This window comes from Streptomyces sp. NPDC046557 (assembly GCF_040645975.1).
Taxonomy (GTDB): Bacteria; Actinomycetota; Actinomycetes; order Streptomycetales; family Streptomycetaceae; genus Streptomyces.
In genome coordinates, this window is the sequence record NZ_JBEYZH010000009.1 from 27,081 (window position 1) to 41,953 (window position 14,873).

The window sequence follows — 14,873 nt, forward strand, 5'->3', positions numbered from 1 at the left end:
GCTAGACAGCGCCTCATCCTTCATTAGACTGGCTTCACCACGTCATCTCGTGGTGCATCCCGTTGCGCGTTCTTGTGGGCGGGTATGTATGGAAGTGCCCGGTAATATCCCCTGAGTCAAGGACCGTGATCGACGATGAAGGTCGGCATCCCCCGCGAGGTCAAGAACAACGAGTTCCGGGTCGCCATCACGCCCGCCGGCGTGCATGAGCTGGTCCGTAACGGCCACCAGGTCTTCGTCGAGCAGAACGCCGGTGTCGGCTCCTCGATCACGGACGGCGAGTACGTCGCCGCGGGCGCCGAGATCCTCGGTACCGCCGACGAGGTCTGGCAGACCGCCGACCTGCTGCTGAAGGTCAAGGAGCCGATCGCCGAGGAGTACCACCGCCTCCGCAAGGACCAGACCCTCTTCACGTACCTGCACCTGGCGGCCTCCCGCGAGTGCACGGACGCCCTGCTGGAGTCCGGCACCACCGCCATCGCGTACGAGACGGTCGAGCTCGCGAACCGCGCGCTCCCGCTGCTCGCCCCGATGTCCGAGGTCGCGGGCCGCCTGGCCCCGCAGGTCGGCGCCTACCACCTGATGCGCTCGGCCGGCGGTCGCGGTGTGCTCCCCGGCGGTGTCCCCGGCACCCACGCCGGCGAGTGCGTGGTCATCGGCGGCGGCGTCTCCGGCTGGAACGCCGCGCAGATCGCCATCGGCATGGGCTTCCACGTGACCCTGCTCGACAAGGACATCAACAAGCTCCGCGAGGCCGACAAGATCTTCGGCACCAAGATCAAGACGATCGTCTCCAACGCCTACGAGCTGGAGAAGGCCGTCATCGAGGCCGACCTCGTCATCGGCGCGGTGCTGATCCCGGGTGCGAAGGCCCCCAAGCTGGTCACCAACGAGCTCGTCGCCAAGATGAAGCCCGGAAGTGTCCTTGTCGACATTGCGATCGACCAGGGCGGCTGCTTCGAGGACTCCCGTCCGACCACCCACGCCGAGCCGACCTTCCAGGTCCACAACTCGGTCTTCTACTGCGTCGCCAACATGCCGGGCGCCGTGCCGAACACCTCCACCTACGCCCTCACGAACGCGACGCTGCCCTACATCGTGCAGCTCGCGAACCTCGGCTGGGTCGAGGCGCTGCGTCGTGACCCGGCGCTCGCGCTGGGCCTCAACACCCATGACGGCAAGGTCGTTTACGGCCCGGTCGCCGAGGCCCACGGCCTTGAGATCCTGCCGCTGAACACGCTGCTCGGCTGACCCGTCAACGACTGACGTCAATCTCACGTCTCCGGCCGGACCTTGCCCGCAAGGTCCGGCCGGACGCGTTTGCGCGGTGCGCGGGGGCGTCGTTCAACTCGCCTCGAACGTAACCCTTTAGCCCTTTCGCACACCCGCGAAACTTCGTAGTGACAGCTCGTACGCCCTTGACAGAGTGGTGTTCGGTTGCCGACACAACGCGGCGGGTCCGGCGGATTGTGTTGCCGCTGAGTGGTGACACGCCATAGAGTCGCCAACCGTCGGCATGGTGCCACGCTGACCTATCGATAAGTGTCCTGGTCACGTCCGAGGAGGTAAGACGACTTGTGAATGAGTCGACATTTGCTCCTGGGGGTGGTCGAGCAGGAACGCCAGAGCGGGGCCGAGGTTCCGCCGGGACCGAGGCTGTCGGCTCGGTCGCAGTCCGCACCTTCGCAAACCACCAGCACATGACGACGCCCCGAAAGAGCATGGACGGCCTAGACGTGAACTCCAGGGCCGGCGACCCGAGCGGCGAACAGCCCGTGGGATTCGCCGACTACGACCAGGTGCCCGAAGGGCACTTCTACGACCCCGACGCGGAGTACGAGCCCGACCCCGAGTACGCGGCCACTCTCGCCCCCGACGCTGCCCGCCAGCGCCGTGAGCGGATCGGCCCGACCGGACGGCCGCTGCCGTACTTCCCGATCCCGGGCCCGCTGACCGACCACGGTCCCGCGACGATCATCGCGATGTGCAACCAGAAGGGCGGCGTCGGCAAGACCACGTCGACCATCAACCTGGGCGCCGCGCTCGCCGAATACGGGCGCCGCGTGCTGCTCGTCGACTTCGACCCGCAGGGCGCGCTGTCCGTGGGCCTCGGCGTCAACCCGATGGAACTCGACCTGACGGTCTACAACCTGCTCATGGAGCGGGGCATGTCGGCCGACGAGGTGCTGCTCAAGACGGCCGTTCCCAACATGGACCTGCTGCCGAGCAACATCGACCTGTCCGCCGCCGAAGTGCAGTTGGTCAGCGAGGTCGCGCGCGAGTCCACGCTCCAGCGGGCGCTCAAGCCGCTGATGCAGGACTACGACTACATCGTGATCGACTGTCAGCCGTCGCTCGGCCTGCTGACCGTGAACGCCCTGACGGCGGCTCACAAGGTGATCGTGCCGCTGGAATGCGAGTTCTTCGCGCTGCGCGGTGTGGCACTGCTGACCGAGACGATCGAGAAGGTGCAGGAGCGGCTCAACCCCGAGTTGGAGCTCGACGGCATCCTCGCCACGATGTACGACTCCCGTACGGTGCACAGCCGCGAGGTGCTGGCGCGGGTCGTCGAGGCGTTCGACGACCACGTCTACCACACGGTCATCGGTCGCACGGTGCGCTTCCCGGAGACCACGGTCGCCGGTGAGCCGATCACCACGTACGCCTCCAACTCCGTCGGCGCCGCCGCCTACCGCCAGCTGGCCAGGGAGGTGCTCGCCCGGTGTCCCGCCGAGTGAGTCTGCCCGGAGCCGACGAACTGTTCCGTACGACCGGGGGGATGGCGCTCCAGTCGTCCTCGCCGAGACGGGGCGTGGAGGAGCCGGCGACGACGGGCTCACCTTCGTCTTCGTCCTCGCCGGAGCACACGGCGGGCGAGGGCCGGGGCGGCCGGGAGGCCGGGGAACCCGCGGTGGGCGCGCAGCGGCGGCCGCAGGAAGGTTCTGCCACCGCCTCCGGGGCGTCCTCGCCCCGGGCCGGCAAGGGGCAGGGTCGGGGCGCGAACCGGCGCCCCAGCGGGCGCGAGCGGCACGACGAGAAGATCACGGTCTACGTCTCCGCCGAGGAGCTGATGGACCTGGAGCACGCGCGGCTGGTGCTGCGCGGGGAGCACGGCCTGGCGGTCGACCGCGGGCGCATCGTCCGCGAGGCGGTGGCGGTGGTCCTGGCCGATCTGGAGTCCCGCGGCGACGCCAGCATCCTGGTCCGCCGCCTCCGCGGTCGTTGAGCCGACCTTCGCGGGCCTTGGCCCCTGAACCGTGGCGGGCCGCCGCGTGCCGCTCTGGATGTCGGCGAGGCGGCCCCGAGCCCCACACCCGGCCGGGTGGCGCCCTCCGCCGGTGCTCCGCTTGCTGCGGCTGCCCGGCCCGGGGGCGTGGGTGACCGGCTCCGGTCTCCCTTCACGTGCGGGCGCTGCGGCCCGTCGGGCATCCGTACCGCCCTCCGGGGCGGACCGCCGGCCGCCCGGTCGGCGGCTTGCCGCGCCGACGTAGCCGGCAGCGAGCCGCGCTTCGTACGCCGCGCCGCTCAGGTCGGCCGGGGGGCCTGCCCGCGCGGGTGTGGTCCCGGCCGCGCACCGAGGCGCCCGGCCACGGACCGGCCGGTCGCCGGGGTGGGGGCGGGGCGGTGGCTAGGCTGCTGGCACGCTCGTCACCGCACCACCGCGAACCTGGACACCGATGCCCTCTCCCGCCGAATCCGGCCGCCCGCCCCGTCGCCACCTGGGGCGAGGCCCGGGTGGCGCTGCCCCGAAGAGCCTGCGGAGGGACGGCGCGGAGGCCGAGGGGCGCGGACCCGATGATCCGGAGACGGGCGGCACGGAGCCGCCCGAGAACCCCGACTCGGGCCCGTCCGGCACGGCAGTCGCGCACGGCCGGGGGCCCGGGCCTCGTGGCGCCGAAGCTCGCACAGGAACCGGGGTCGAGGCGCCGGACGATGTCCACCGCCTCGGGCCCTCCCGCCCGGCGGGCCCGGTCGTGGTCCCGGCCGCGGGGGGTTCCGTGCCGCGCGACCCGGAGGCCTCGGACGCCGGCGAGGCGAGTGGGTCGGTCGCGCACCGCAGGGGCCCCGGGCCGCTGAGCCCCGAGGTGCCCGCGGCCCCGGCGGCGAGGGAAGGCGGAGCCGGCCGCCCGGAGCACGCCGCGACGGACGGCGGGGGGGAGCGGCGGTTCACCCTGAGATTGGCGAACTTCGAGGGGCCGTTCGACCTGCTGCTCCAGCTGATCTCCCGGCACAAGCTCGATGTGACCGAAGTCGCCCTCTCCCAGGTCACCGACGAGTTCATGGCGTACATCCGGGCCATGGGCCCCGACTGGGACCTCGACCAGACCAGCGAGTTCCTCGTCGTCGCCGCGACCCTCCTCGACCTCAAGGCCGCCCGCCTGCTCCCCGCCGCCGAGGTCGAGGACGAGGCGGACCTCGCCCTGCTCGAAGCCCGGGACCTGCTCTTCGCGCGGCTGCTCCAGTACCGCGCGTACAAACAGGTCGCCGGGCTCTTCCAGGACTGGTCGCGGCAGGAGGGCAAGCGGTACCCCCGTACCGTGGGCCTGGAACCCCACCACGCCGAGCTGCTGCCCGAGGTCGTCATCAGCATCGGCGCCGACGGGTTCGCCCGGCTCGCCGTCCAGGCCATGCGGCCCCGCGCGGAGCCCCAGGTGTACGTCGAGCACATCCACGCCCCGCTCGTCAGCGTGCGCGAGCAGGCCGGCCTCGTCGTCGCCCTGCTCAAGGCGCGCGGCGAGGCCACCTTCCAGGAGCTCACCGAGGGCGTCGCGGACACCCTCACCGTCGTCGCGCGCTTCCTGGCCCTCCTGGAGCTCTACCGGGAGAAGGCCGTCGTCCTCGACCAGGAGCAGGCCCTCGGGGCGCTCACGGTGCGCTGGAGCGGCGGGGACGGAGACGGCATGCCGACGGTGACGGACGAGTTCGATCAGATCGTGGAGGCGCAGGAATGACCGAGCCGGTCCAGGAGGCGGGGGTGGCGGGGCTCGCCCTCAAGGGCGCCCTGGAGGCCGTCCTCATGGTCGTGGACGAGCCCGCGACCGAGGAGCACCTCGCCAAGGTGCTGGAACGCGGCCGGCGCGAGGTGGCGGACGCCCTGCGCGAGCTCGCGGACGACTACACCGTCCAGGGGCGCGGATTCGAGCTGCGGCCGGTCGCCGGCGGCTGGCGGTTCTACAGCCGCGCCGAGTACGCCCCAGCGGTCGAGGCGTTCGTACTGGACGGCCGGCAGGCCCGCCTCACCCAGGCGGCCCTGGAGACCCTGGCGATCGTCGCGTACCGCCAGCCGGTGAGCCGGTCGCGGGTCTCGGCGGTCCGCGGGGTCAACTGCGACGGGGTCATGCGGACCCTGCTCCAGCGCGGTCTGGTGGCCGAGGCGGGGACGGAACCCGAAACAGGTGCGATCCTGTACAGGACGACGAACTACTTTCTGGAGCGGATGGGCCTGCGCGGCCTGGACGAGCTCCCGGAGCTCGCGCCCTTCCTCCCCGAGGCGGACGCGATCGAAGCCGAGGCGCAAGAGGGTGTTCCGTCGTTCGATCCGGATGCACCGGATACCGATGAAGACGACAAGACGACGGAACTTTGATGCGAAGCAGCGGTAACGGCAACGGCGGCGGCAACAGGAACAGCGGCGGCGGTGGTGGCGGACGCGGGAACTCCCGCGGCGGCAGCTCCGGCGCGGGCGGTGGCTACCGCGGCGGCGGCAGCGGTAGCGGTAGCGGCTCGAGCGGTGGCTACCGCGGCGGCGGCTCGGGCGGCAGCGGTAGCGGCTCGAGCGGTGGTTACCGCGGCGGCACCGGCTCAGGTTCGAGCGCGGGCGGCTTCCGCGACCGTGACCGCGACCGTGACCAGGCCCCCCAGCGTCCGCGCAACCCCCGCCCCGAGGAGCGGCGCTACGACGTCGGCCCCGAGGGTGAGCGGTCGGGCCGCAGCGGCCCGAAGGCGGGCGGCGGCGGTGCCCGCGGCGCCTCCGACGGCGGCCGGGGCGGTGCGCGCGGCACGGCCGCGCGCGGCGGCGCCAAGGGCGGCCCCAAGACCTCCAAGACCCCGGGCATCGGCGGGGCCGGCGGCCCGCGCCGCGGTCCCGGCAGCCGCAGCGGCCAGTCGCGCCCCCGCGAGCTGGACGCGCGGATCGAGGAGCGCGTGCGCGACCGGTACGCCGACAAGCCCGTGATCAAGACCCCGAAGACCTTCCCGGGCGCCGAGGAGGAGGGCGAGCGTCTGCAGAAGGTGCTCGCCCGCGCCGGCATGGGCTCGCGCCGCGCGTGCGAGGAGCTCATCGAGCAGGCGCGTGTCGAGGTCAACGGCGAGATCGTGACGGAGCAGGGCAAGCGCGTCCAGCCGAAGGACGAGATCAAGGTGGACGGCCTGACCGTCGCCACGCAGTCGTACCTGTTCTTCGCGCTGAACAAGCCCGCCGGCGTCGTCTCCACCATGGAGGACCCGGACGGCCGGCAGTGCCTGGGCGACTACGTCACCAACCGCGAGACGCGGCTGTTCCACGTGGGTCGGCTCGACACCGAGACCGAGGGCATCATCCTGCTCACCAACCACGGTGAGCTGGCCCACCGCCTCACGCACCCCAAGTACGGCGTGCAGAAGACGTACGTCGCCGCGATCACCGGCTCCCTGCCCCGGGACATCGGCAAGCGCCTCAAGGAGGGCATCGAGCTGGAGGACGGCTACGCCCGCGCCGACAACTTCCGCGTCCTGGACCAGGTCGGCAAGAACTACATGGTCGAGGTGACCCTGCACGAGGGCCGCAAGCACATCGTCCGCCGCATGCTGGCGGAGGCCGGCTTCCCGGTCGACAAGCTCGTGCGCACATCCTTCGGGCCGATCGAGCTGGGCGACCAGAAGTCCGGCTGGCTGCGCCGTCTGACCAACACCGAGGTCGGCATGCTCATGCGCGAGGTCGGCCTGTAGTCCGTCGTCCCTCCCGCACGGCAGTCCGTCCCGGACGACTTCCGGCGACACGACACCCTCGAGAGAACCCGCGGTGCCTTCGGGCGCCGCGGGTTCTCTCGTTCGCGGGTTTCCGCCGCGGCTCTTCCCTTGCCCACCGGCGCCCCGATGTTTATAGTCATCATGACTATAAAGGGAGTGGGGCTGTCATGGGCTGGAACACGAGCTGGACCGAGATCCTCGGGTCGGCCACAGGTGCCGCGTGCGTCTGGCTGGTGGCCCGGCAGCACATCGCCAACTGGCCGCTCGGCATCGCCAACAACGTCTTCTTCATCGTGCTGTTCGCCGGCAGCGGCCTCTACGCCGACGCCGGCCTGCAGTTCGTCTTCATCGCCCTCGCCGCGTACGGCTGGTGGTCCTGGACCCACGGGGGTGGACCAGGAACCGTCCGGGCCCTGCCGGTGCGCCGCACCACGCGCGCCGAATGGGCCCTGCTCGCCGCGGCGGGGGCGGTGGGGGTGCTCGGCCTGACGCTGTTGCTCGGCCGGGTCACCGACTCCACCGTGCCGTTCTGGGACGCGCTCACCACCGCGCTGTCCCTCATGGCCACCTACGGACAGTGCCGAAAGCTGCTGGAATCCTGGTGGCTGTGGATCGCCGCCGACCTCGTCTACGTCCCGCTGTACGTCTACAAGGGGCTCTACCTGACCTCCGTCCTCTACGGCGGCTTCCTCCTGCTGTGCGTGGCCGGGCTGGCGGGCTGGCGTCGCGAGCTGTCGACCGGCCGTGGCGCCCGTACGGCCGCGGAGGCGACGGCGTGAGCGGCGCGAAGCGGTACGGGCACGGGCTGGTGCTGGGCAAGTTCTATCCGCCGCACGCCGGCCACCACCACCTGGTGCGCACCGCCCAGGACCAGTGCGAGCGGCTGACCGTCCTGGTCTGCGCGGCCTCCGTGGAGTCGGTGCCGCCGGCCGACCGGGTCGCCTGGATGCGCGAGGAACACCCGGGCGCCCATGTGGTCGGCGCGGTCGACGACATCCCCGTCGACCTGCAGGACCCGGAGGTCTGGGAGGCCCACATGGCGATCTTCCGGGCCGCGGTGCCCCGGCGCGTGGACGCCGTCTTCACCTCGGAGGCGTACGGGAGCGAACTCGCCCGGCGCTTCGGCGCGCACGAGGTCCTCGTGGACCCGGAGCGGACGCTGTTCCCGGTCTCGGGTACGGCCGTACGCGCCGACCCGGCCGGCTGCTGGGAGTTCCTCGGGCCGGGCGTACGGGCCGCCCTGACCCGGCGGGTCGTCGTCCTGGGCGCGGAGTCCACGGGCACGACGACGCTGTCCCGGGACCTGGCGACCCACTACCGGCGCCGCGGCGGGGTGTGGTCGAAGACCGGCTGGGTCGCCGAGTACGGGCGCCGGTACAGCGAGGAGAAGCTCGCGGCGGCGCGGGCCGGGCACCCGGACGCCTCCTGGGCGGACGTGACGTTCGCCTCCCGGGAGTTCCCCGTGATCGCCCGGCGCCAGGACGCGGAGGAGGAACGGGCCGCGCGACTCGGCTCGCCGGTGCTGTTCTGCGACACCGACTCCTTCGCCACCGGGATCTGGCACGAGCGGTACCTGGGCGAGCGCAACGAGGAGGTCGAGAAGATCGCCGCCCTGACCCGGCGCGACCTGTACCTGCTCACGGACGACGCGGACGTGCCGTTCGAGGACGACGGCCTGCGCGACGGGGAACACCTGCGGCCGTGGATGACGGGCCGGTTCCGGGAGGAACTGGAGCGGACGGGCAGACGTTTCCTCGTCATGCGCGGCGACCGCGACGCGCGGCTGACGGCGGCCGTGACGGCGGTCGACGAACTGCTCGCGGAGGGCTGGTACTTCGCGGACCCGCTGCCCGAGAACGTACGGAGCCCCGACGGCGTGGGTTCGGAGGACCGGTGACCGCGCCCTACGACCCGTACGCCTTCGAGCCGTTCGCCGTGACGGTCGACCTCGCCGTCCTCACCGTGCGCGGCGGCGCCCTGCACGTGCTGCTGATCCGGCGCGGCCGGGAACCGTACGCCGGCGCCTGGGCGCTGCCCGGCGGCTTCATACTGCCCCGCGAGTCGGCGGAGACGGCCGCCCGCCGGGAACTCGCCGAGGAAACCGGTCTCCCGCCCGACCTGGTGGCGGCCCTGCACCTCGAACAGCTCCGCACCTACAGCGAACCGGACCGCGACCCCCGTATGCGGGTGGTCTCGGTGGCGTTCACCGCGCTGGTCCCCGACATGCCCGAGCCGGCGGCCGACGGCGGCGGGGACGCCGACGGGGCCCGCTGGGTGCCCGTGCAGGAGGCGGTCGGCCTCGCGTTCGACCACGCGGCGATCCTCGCGGACGCCCGCTCCCGGGTGGGCGCGAAGCTGGAGTACACCTGCCTGGCCACCGCCTTCTGCCCGCCCGAATTCACCCTCGGTGAGCTCCAGGCCGTCTACGAAACGGTCTGGGGCACCCCCCTGGACCGCCCCAACTTCCGCCGCAAGGTCCTGACGACGCCCGGCTTCGTCGAGGTCGTCCCCGGAGCCGCCCGGTTGACCGGCGGCCGGGGCAAACCGGCCGCGCTCTACCGCCCCGGGCCGGCGACGAACCTGCACCCGCCCCTGCTCCGCCCCACGGAAGGACCCCAGCGATGACGCAGACGACGACCGCGACGCCGGCCAAGGCCCCGGCGACGAAGCGTGCCGCGACCGGCTCCCTGATCGGTCTGGCCCTGGGTGATGCCCTGGGCTTCCCGACGGAGTTCCACGACCTGCCGTCGATCCTCGCGAAGACCGGCCCGTGGCGGGAGATGCGGCTGCCCCGACCGGCGCTCGTCACGGACGACACCCAGATGACCCTGGCCCTGGCGCGCGGTATCCGGACGGCGGCGGACCGCGGCCCGATCGGCCCGCTGCGGCTGACGCGCCCGGTCCGGGAGGAGTTCGTCGACTGGTACCACTCCCCGGAGAACAACCGGGCGCCCGGCAACACCTGCCTGCGGGCCTGCCGGCTGCTGGACGAGCCGGTGCGGGACTGGCGCGACGCGAGCCAGATCGGCTCCAAGGGCTGCGGGGCGAACATGCGGGTCGCCCCCGTGGGCCTGGTGCCCGGCTGGACCGACGAGGAGCGGGCGGGCGCCGCCCAGCTCCAGTCGGCCCTCACGCACGGCCACCCGACGGCGCTGGCCGCCTCCGACCTGACGGCGCGTGCCGTCCACCTGCTGGCGCGCGGAGCCGAGCCCACCGGGCTGGTCGGCCTGTTGCGCTCCTACGCCCTGGACAACCGCACCCGCTACCACGAGCGCTGGCTGGGCGACCTGTGGATGCGCACGGCCTCGGACGCCAGCCCGGAGTCCTTCATGGCGCGGGGATGGGACGACTGCCTCGCCGTCCTGGACCGCCTCGCCGCGGCCCTGCGCGACCCGTCCCCCGAAACGGACCCATGCCTCACGACGGGCGACGGCTGGATCGCCGAAGAGGCCCTCGCGACGGCCCTGCAGTGTTTCCTCCTCTTCCCCGAGGCACCCCTCCTCGCCCTGCGCCGCGCCGCCTGCACCCGGGGCGACTCCGACTCCCTCGCCTGCCTCGCCGGCGCCTTCGCGGGCGCCCACCTCGGCGCGTCGGCCTGGGCCGCCGACTGGCAGGACCGGATCGAACACCGCGACGAGCTGCTGGAGTTCGGCGCGCTCTGGGACGCCTGAGCGGCGCTACCCGGCCGACGCGCGGCGGGCGCGGTGCAGGAAGTCCGCCACGCGGGCGGTGTCCGGCTCGGCCGGAAGCGGGCTGGTGGCGAGGGCGGACTCGCACTCCTCCGTGAGGCGGGACATCCAGTCATCGGTCTCGTCCCAGGTCAGCTCGCCGCGCTTGACGGCGAGGAGCCGGCCGCGGTGCGGGCCCATGTCGATCGTCAGCCGGCCCGTGCGCAGCAGGTGAAGCTGGTGTGGGCCCGGAGGGAGAGGAAGGCGGGGCGCAGGGACAGCAGCTCCTCGCCCACCGGGGAGAGCCGCTCCACCAGCGGGGAGTGCAGGCATTCCAGGACGTTCGGGTTGGAGCGCAGGGCGAGTTCGCAGAAACGTTCCAGCTCCCAGGAGAACTCCTCGTCCCGGGGCCCCTCCACATGTCTGGGCGGCTGCTCGAACCGCCAGAACAGCGGCGTCGGGGCGAGGTAGACACCGCGCCGGTCGGTGTCGCTCGCCTCCGTCGCCAGGCCGAACGCCCGGGAGCCTCGGGTACCCCCGGACGAAGTCTGGGGGAGCACGCGTACACCGTGTGGTCGGGTACGAGTGCGAGGTGGGTCTCCTCGGGCGTGATCGGCTCGTGCATCCCCGGAGCGTAGGCGGGGGAGCCGCCGTTACGCGAGGGAGATATTGCCGTCCGGGGCCACGGTGATCTGCTGCTCCGCGAGCGGACGGGTCGCCGGGCCGTGGGCCACCGCCCCGTCGGCGATGTGGAACTTGCTGCCGTGGCAGGGGCAGTCGATGGTGCCGTTCGCCACCGTGCCCACGATGCAACCCTCGTGCGTGCACACCGCCGTGAAGCAGCGGAAGGAACCCGCCGTCGGCTGGGTGACCACCAGCTTCTCGGCCTTCAGGATCGTCCCGCCGCCGACGGGCACGGCCGAGGACTTCAGCAGGGCCTTGCCCGCGCCACCCGACGAGGGAGCGGCGGAGGCGGCGGTCTGCGGGGCCGGGGCGCTGCCGGACTGCCCCTTGGGCTTGTCGTCACCGCCGCAGGCCGCCAGGGCGCCGCCGGCCAGGGCCACCGCCCCTGCCGCCAGAACGGTGCGCCGGGCGGTGGGTGTGGGCTCGCTCATGGGACGTTCTCCTCGCTTCGTGGGCCGCTGGGCGAGCAGCATCCTGGCGTGACCCGGCCCCCGAGAGAAGCCCGCCGCGCCATGCTGTCCGCCGTGCCTCAGGTTCCCGGCCGCCAAGGGGCCAGTGAGGCTGGACGGCCTGGTGTGCGTACGACTTCCCACACGAGGCTCACCGCGTCCCGGTTCAGCGGACCGTGGACGTGCGGATAACGGCCCCCGGATTCACCCTCACGGCGGACCTCCGGGAGCAGCGCGCCCTCGTCGAGCTCCACGGCCAACAGGGTCCCGGGCGTCTCCCGGTAGTGGGAATCGACGATCGCGAGGACGGTCGCCCGGTCCGCGGAACAGTGCACGAACCCCTCCGAGGCGAGCGAGGGCGGGGCGTACGGCACGTCGGGAGCGGCGGTCCAGTCGGCCATCGGGACGATGTGGAAGATCATGCCGCCCGTTCTACCGCAGCGGGCGGCGGGTCCCCTCCCGCCGGGGCCGGCTACCCTGAGTCAGGCCCGCCGTCACGCGATCACCCTGGAGCACCCGTGAGAACCGCCGTCGTCATCGGAACCGGACTGATCGGGACCTCCGCGGCGCTCGCCCTGACCGCCCGGGGGATCACCGTCCACCTCGTCGACCACGACCCGGCGCAGGCCCGTACGGCCGCGGCCCTGGGCGCGGGCACCGACGAGCCCCTCGAAGGCACGGTCGACCTGGCGATCGTGGCCGTGCCCCCCGCGCACGTCGCGGCGGCGCTGGCCGACGCGATCGGACGCGGCCTCGCGCGGGCCTACGTCGACGTCGCGAGCGTCAAGGGCGGCCCCCGACGGGAGCTGGCGGCGCTCGGAGCGGACGTGTCGGCGTACATCGGTACCCACCCGATGGCCGGCAAGGAGCGCTCGGGCCCCCTCGCGGCGACCGCCGACCTGTTCGAGGGCCGGCCCTGGGTGCTCACCCCGACCCGGGACACCGACCACGAGGTGCTGAACCTGGCGCTGGAACTGGTGGCCCTCTGCCGGGCCGTCCCCGTGGTGATGGACGCCGACGCGCACGACCGGGCGGTGGCGCTCGTCTCCCACACCCCGCAGCTGGTGTCGAGCATGGTGGCGGCGCGGCTGGAGGAGGCGGACGAGACGGCGGTCAGGCTGTGCGGACAGGGCATCCGGGACGTGACGCGCATCGCGGCCTCCGACCCCCGGATGTGGGTGGAGATCCTTTCCGCGAACCCGGGGCCGGTCGCCGACGTACTGGCAGGGATCGCCGCCGACCTGGAGGAGACCGTGGAGGCCCTGCGCGGACTCCAGTCCGGTGACGAGGCCAAGCGGCGCGGCGGCGCGGCCGGCATCGAGGACGTCCTCAAGCGAGGCAACGCCGGCCGGGTCCGGGTCCCGGGCAAGCACGGGGCCGCGCCCATGGCGTACGAGACGGTCGGGGTGTTCATCAGCGACCGCCCGGGCGAGCTGGCCCGCATCTTCGCCGACGCCGGCCGGGCCGGGGTCAACATCGAGGACGTACGGATCGAGCACGCGACGGGCCAGCAGGCGGGCCTCGTGCAGCTCATGGTCGAGCCGAGGGCCGTGCCCGTCCTGGAGGCCGAGTTGCGCGAGCGCGGCTGGGCCCTGCGCCAGCAGTAGCGCACGGGCCGGCCGCGGCGCACGGGGACGGTGGGGCGCCGTCCCCGGAGGGCGGCCCCCGGCCGAGCGGTGGGGGCGCTGGAAATGCCCGGTAACCTGGGGGAGGGGCGCTCTTGGCGCGCCCGGACACGTACGCGCAACCAGGAAGGTGCCCGCACCGTGGAAACCGCAGCTCCGGCCGCCGTGATCGTCGCCATCGACGGTCCCTCCGGCACGGGCAAGTCCAGCACGTCCAAGGCCGTGGCCGCCAAGCTCGGGCTGCGCTACCTGGACACCGGTGCCCAGTACCGGGCCATCACCTGGTGGATGATCACCAACGGCGTCGACACCGACGACCCGCACGCGATCGCCCTCGCGGCCGGCAAGCCGGCCATAGTCTCCGGCACGGACCCCGGCGCGCCCACCATCACCGTCGACGGCCTCGACGCCTCCGGCCCGATCCGCACCCAGGAGGTCACCTCCAAGGTCAGCGCGGTGAGCGCCGTACCCGAGGTGCGCGCCCTGATCACCGACCTCCAGCGCGCCATCGCGGCCGAGGCCGCCCGCGACGCCGACGGCATCGTCGTCGAGGGCCGGGACATCGGGACCACCGTCCTGCCCGACGCCGACCTCAAGGTGTTTCTCACCGCCTCCGCGGAGGCCCGCGCCGCCCGCCGCAACGGCGAGCTGCGCGGCCAGGAATCCGCCGACCTCGCGGCGACCAAGGAAGCCCTGATCAAGCGGGACGCGGCCGACTCCGGGCGCAAGACCTCCCCGCTGGCCAAGGCCGCCGACGCCGTCGAGGTGGACACCACCGAGCTGACGTTGGCGCAGGTCATCGAATGCGTGGTCACCCTGGTGGAAGAGAAGCGGGCGGTACGCAGGTGAGCGATACGCCCTCCCTCAAGGGTGCGGCGATCGGGCGGCGGATCGGCATCGGGCTGATGTACGGGCTGTGGAAGCCGCGCGTACTGGGCGCCTGGCGGGTGCCGGCCACGGGCCCCGTGATCCTCGCCGTGAATCACTCCCACAACATAGACGGGCCCATGGTCATGGGCACCGCGCCGCGGCCCCTGCACTTCCTGATCAAGAAGGAAGCGTACGTCGGCCCCCTCGGCCCCTTCCTGGAAGGGATCGGGCAGGTGAAGGTGGACCGGAGCGGAACCGACCGGACCGCCGTCAGCCGCGCCCTCGGCGTCCTGGAGAACGGCGGCGCGCTCGGGATCTTCCCCGAGGGCACCCGCGGCGACGGCGACTTCGCCTCGCTCCGCGCCGGACTCGCGTACTTCGCGGTACGCGGCGGCGCGCCCATTGTGCCCGTCGCCGTCCTCGGCAGCACCGAGAGCCGCGGCAGGCTCGTGAAGGGACTCCCCGCCCTCAAGAGCCGGGTGGACGTCGTCTTCGGCTCCGCCTTCGACGCCGGGGACGGCACCGGCCGCCGCACGCGCACCGCGCTGGACGGGGCCACCGTACGCATCCAGGACCGGCTGACCGCCCACCTGGCCGACGCCAAGCGCCTCACCGGGCGCTGAGCGAGA

15 protein-coding genes and 1 pseudogene are annotated in these 14,873 nt (G+C 72.9%); 13 read left to right on the forward strand and 3 right to left on the reverse strand.

Translation table 11 applies throughout. The features are described 5' to 3' along the window. Positions 1–135 precede the first annotated feature (135 nt). The 10 genes from ald to ABZ934_RS18205 all read left to right on the forward strand — a co-directional run bounded on the left by ald (position 136) and on the right by ABZ934_RS18205 (position 10,619). The gene (gene ald / locus ABZ934_RS18160) at positions 136–1,251 is read left to right on the forward strand and encodes an alanine dehydrogenase (protein ID WP_361313919.1); all 1,116 of its coding nucleotides are present in this window, start codon (positions 136–138) and stop codon (positions 1,249–1,251) included. Between the two features lie 449 nt (positions 1,252–1,700). Continuing rightward, entirely contained in the window at positions 1,701–2,738 is a 1,038-nt protein-coding gene (locus ABZ934_RS18165) for a ParA family protein (RefSeq protein WP_329194072.1), read from the forward strand. Then, positions 2,723–3,226: a hypothetical protein gene (locus ABZ934_RS18170; RefSeq protein WP_361313923.1), complete on the forward strand. Its 504-nt coding sequence runs from the start codon at positions 2,723–2,725 to the stop codon at positions 3,224–3,226. Before ABZ934_RS18165 ends, ABZ934_RS18170 begins: the two co-directional genes overlap by 16 nt. Before the next feature lie 451 nt (positions 3,227–3,677). Beyond that, positions 3,678–4,952: a segregation/condensation protein A gene (locus ABZ934_RS18175; RefSeq protein ID WP_361313926.1), complete on the forward strand. Its 1,275-nt coding sequence runs from the start codon at positions 3,678–3,680 to the stop codon at positions 4,950–4,952. Next, a complete protein-coding gene (scpB, locus tag ABZ934_RS18180; RefSeq protein ID WP_361313929.1) occupies positions 4,949–5,587 on the forward strand; it encodes an SMC-Scp complex subunit ScpB in 639 nt (212 codons plus the stop codon). Before ABZ934_RS18175 ends, scpB begins: the two co-directional genes overlap by 4 nt. After that, the gene (locus ABZ934_RS18185; protein WP_361313932.1) at positions 5,587–6,927 is read left to right on the forward strand and encodes a pseudouridine synthase; all 1,341 of its coding nucleotides are present in this window, start codon (positions 5,587–5,589) and stop codon (positions 6,925–6,927) included. Before scpB ends, ABZ934_RS18185 begins: the two co-directional genes overlap by 1 nt. Before the next feature lie 188 nt (positions 6,928–7,115). Next, on the forward strand, positions 7,116–7,727 hold the full coding sequence (gene pnuC / locus ABZ934_RS18190) for a nicotinamide riboside transporter PnuC (RefSeq protein ID WP_361313935.1): 612 nt from the start codon (positions 7,116–7,118) through the stop codon (positions 7,725–7,727). Continuing rightward, positions 7,724–8,845 (forward strand): AAA family ATPase, encoded by a 1,122-nt coding sequence (locus ABZ934_RS18195; protein ID WP_361313937.1) that lies wholly within the window; start codon positions 7,724–7,726, stop codon positions 8,843–8,845. The genes pnuC and ABZ934_RS18195 overlap by 4 nt, the downstream gene beginning before the upstream one ends. Beyond that, positions 8,842–9,573: an NUDIX domain-containing protein gene (locus ABZ934_RS18200; protein ID WP_361313939.1), complete on the forward strand. Its 732-nt coding sequence runs from the start codon at positions 8,842–8,844 to the stop codon at positions 9,571–9,573. The genes ABZ934_RS18195 and ABZ934_RS18200 overlap by 4 nt, the downstream gene beginning before the upstream one ends. Beyond that, positions 9,570–10,619, forward strand: a complete 1,050-nt coding sequence (locus tag ABZ934_RS18205) for an ADP-ribosylglycohydrolase family protein (RefSeq protein WP_361313942.1) — start codon at positions 9,570–9,572, stop codon at positions 10,617–10,619. The genes ABZ934_RS18200 and ABZ934_RS18205 overlap by 4 nt, the downstream gene beginning before the upstream one ends. A 6-nt stretch (positions 10,620–10,625) precedes the next feature. Here the strand turns inward: ABZ934_RS18205 and ABZ934_RS18210 are convergent. The 3 genes and pseudogenes from ABZ934_RS18210 to ABZ934_RS18220 form a co-directional block, all read right to left on the reverse strand. Further along, positions 10,626–11,241: pseudogene (locus tag ABZ934_RS18210) on the reverse strand (nucleotidyltransferase domain-containing protein). Positions 11,242–11,269: 28 nt separating this feature from the next. Beyond that, entirely contained in the window at positions 11,270–11,731 is a 462-nt protein-coding gene (locus ABZ934_RS18215; protein WP_361313945.1) for a Rieske (2Fe-2S) protein, read from the reverse strand. A 98-nt stretch (positions 11,732–11,829) separates the two neighbouring features. Then, on the reverse strand, positions 11,830–12,171 hold the full coding sequence (locus ABZ934_RS18220) for a DUF952 domain-containing protein (protein ID WP_361313948.1): 342 nt from the start codon (positions 12,169–12,171) through the stop codon (positions 11,830–11,832). Between the two features lie 96 nt (positions 12,172–12,267). Between ABZ934_RS18220 and ABZ934_RS18225 the strand changes: the two genes are divergently transcribed. From ABZ934_RS18225 to ABZ934_RS18235, 3 genes are all read left to right on the forward strand, one after another. Further along, the gene (locus tag ABZ934_RS18225; RefSeq protein ID WP_361313950.1) at positions 12,268–13,356 is read left to right on the forward strand and encodes a prephenate dehydrogenase; all 1,089 of its coding nucleotides are present in this window, start codon (positions 12,268–12,270) and stop codon (positions 13,354–13,356) included. 159 nt (positions 13,357–13,515) lie between these two features. Continuing rightward, positions 13,516–14,223, forward strand: a complete 708-nt coding sequence (gene cmk / locus ABZ934_RS18230; RefSeq protein WP_361313953.1) for a (d)CMP kinase — start codon at positions 13,516–13,518, stop codon at positions 14,221–14,223. Continuing rightward, a complete protein-coding gene (locus tag ABZ934_RS18235; RefSeq protein WP_361313956.1) occupies positions 14,178–14,867 on the forward strand; it encodes a lysophospholipid acyltransferase family protein in 690 nt (229 codons plus the stop codon). The genes cmk and ABZ934_RS18235 overlap by 46 nt, the downstream gene beginning before the upstream one ends. Positions 14,868–14,873 lie beyond the last annotated feature (6 nt).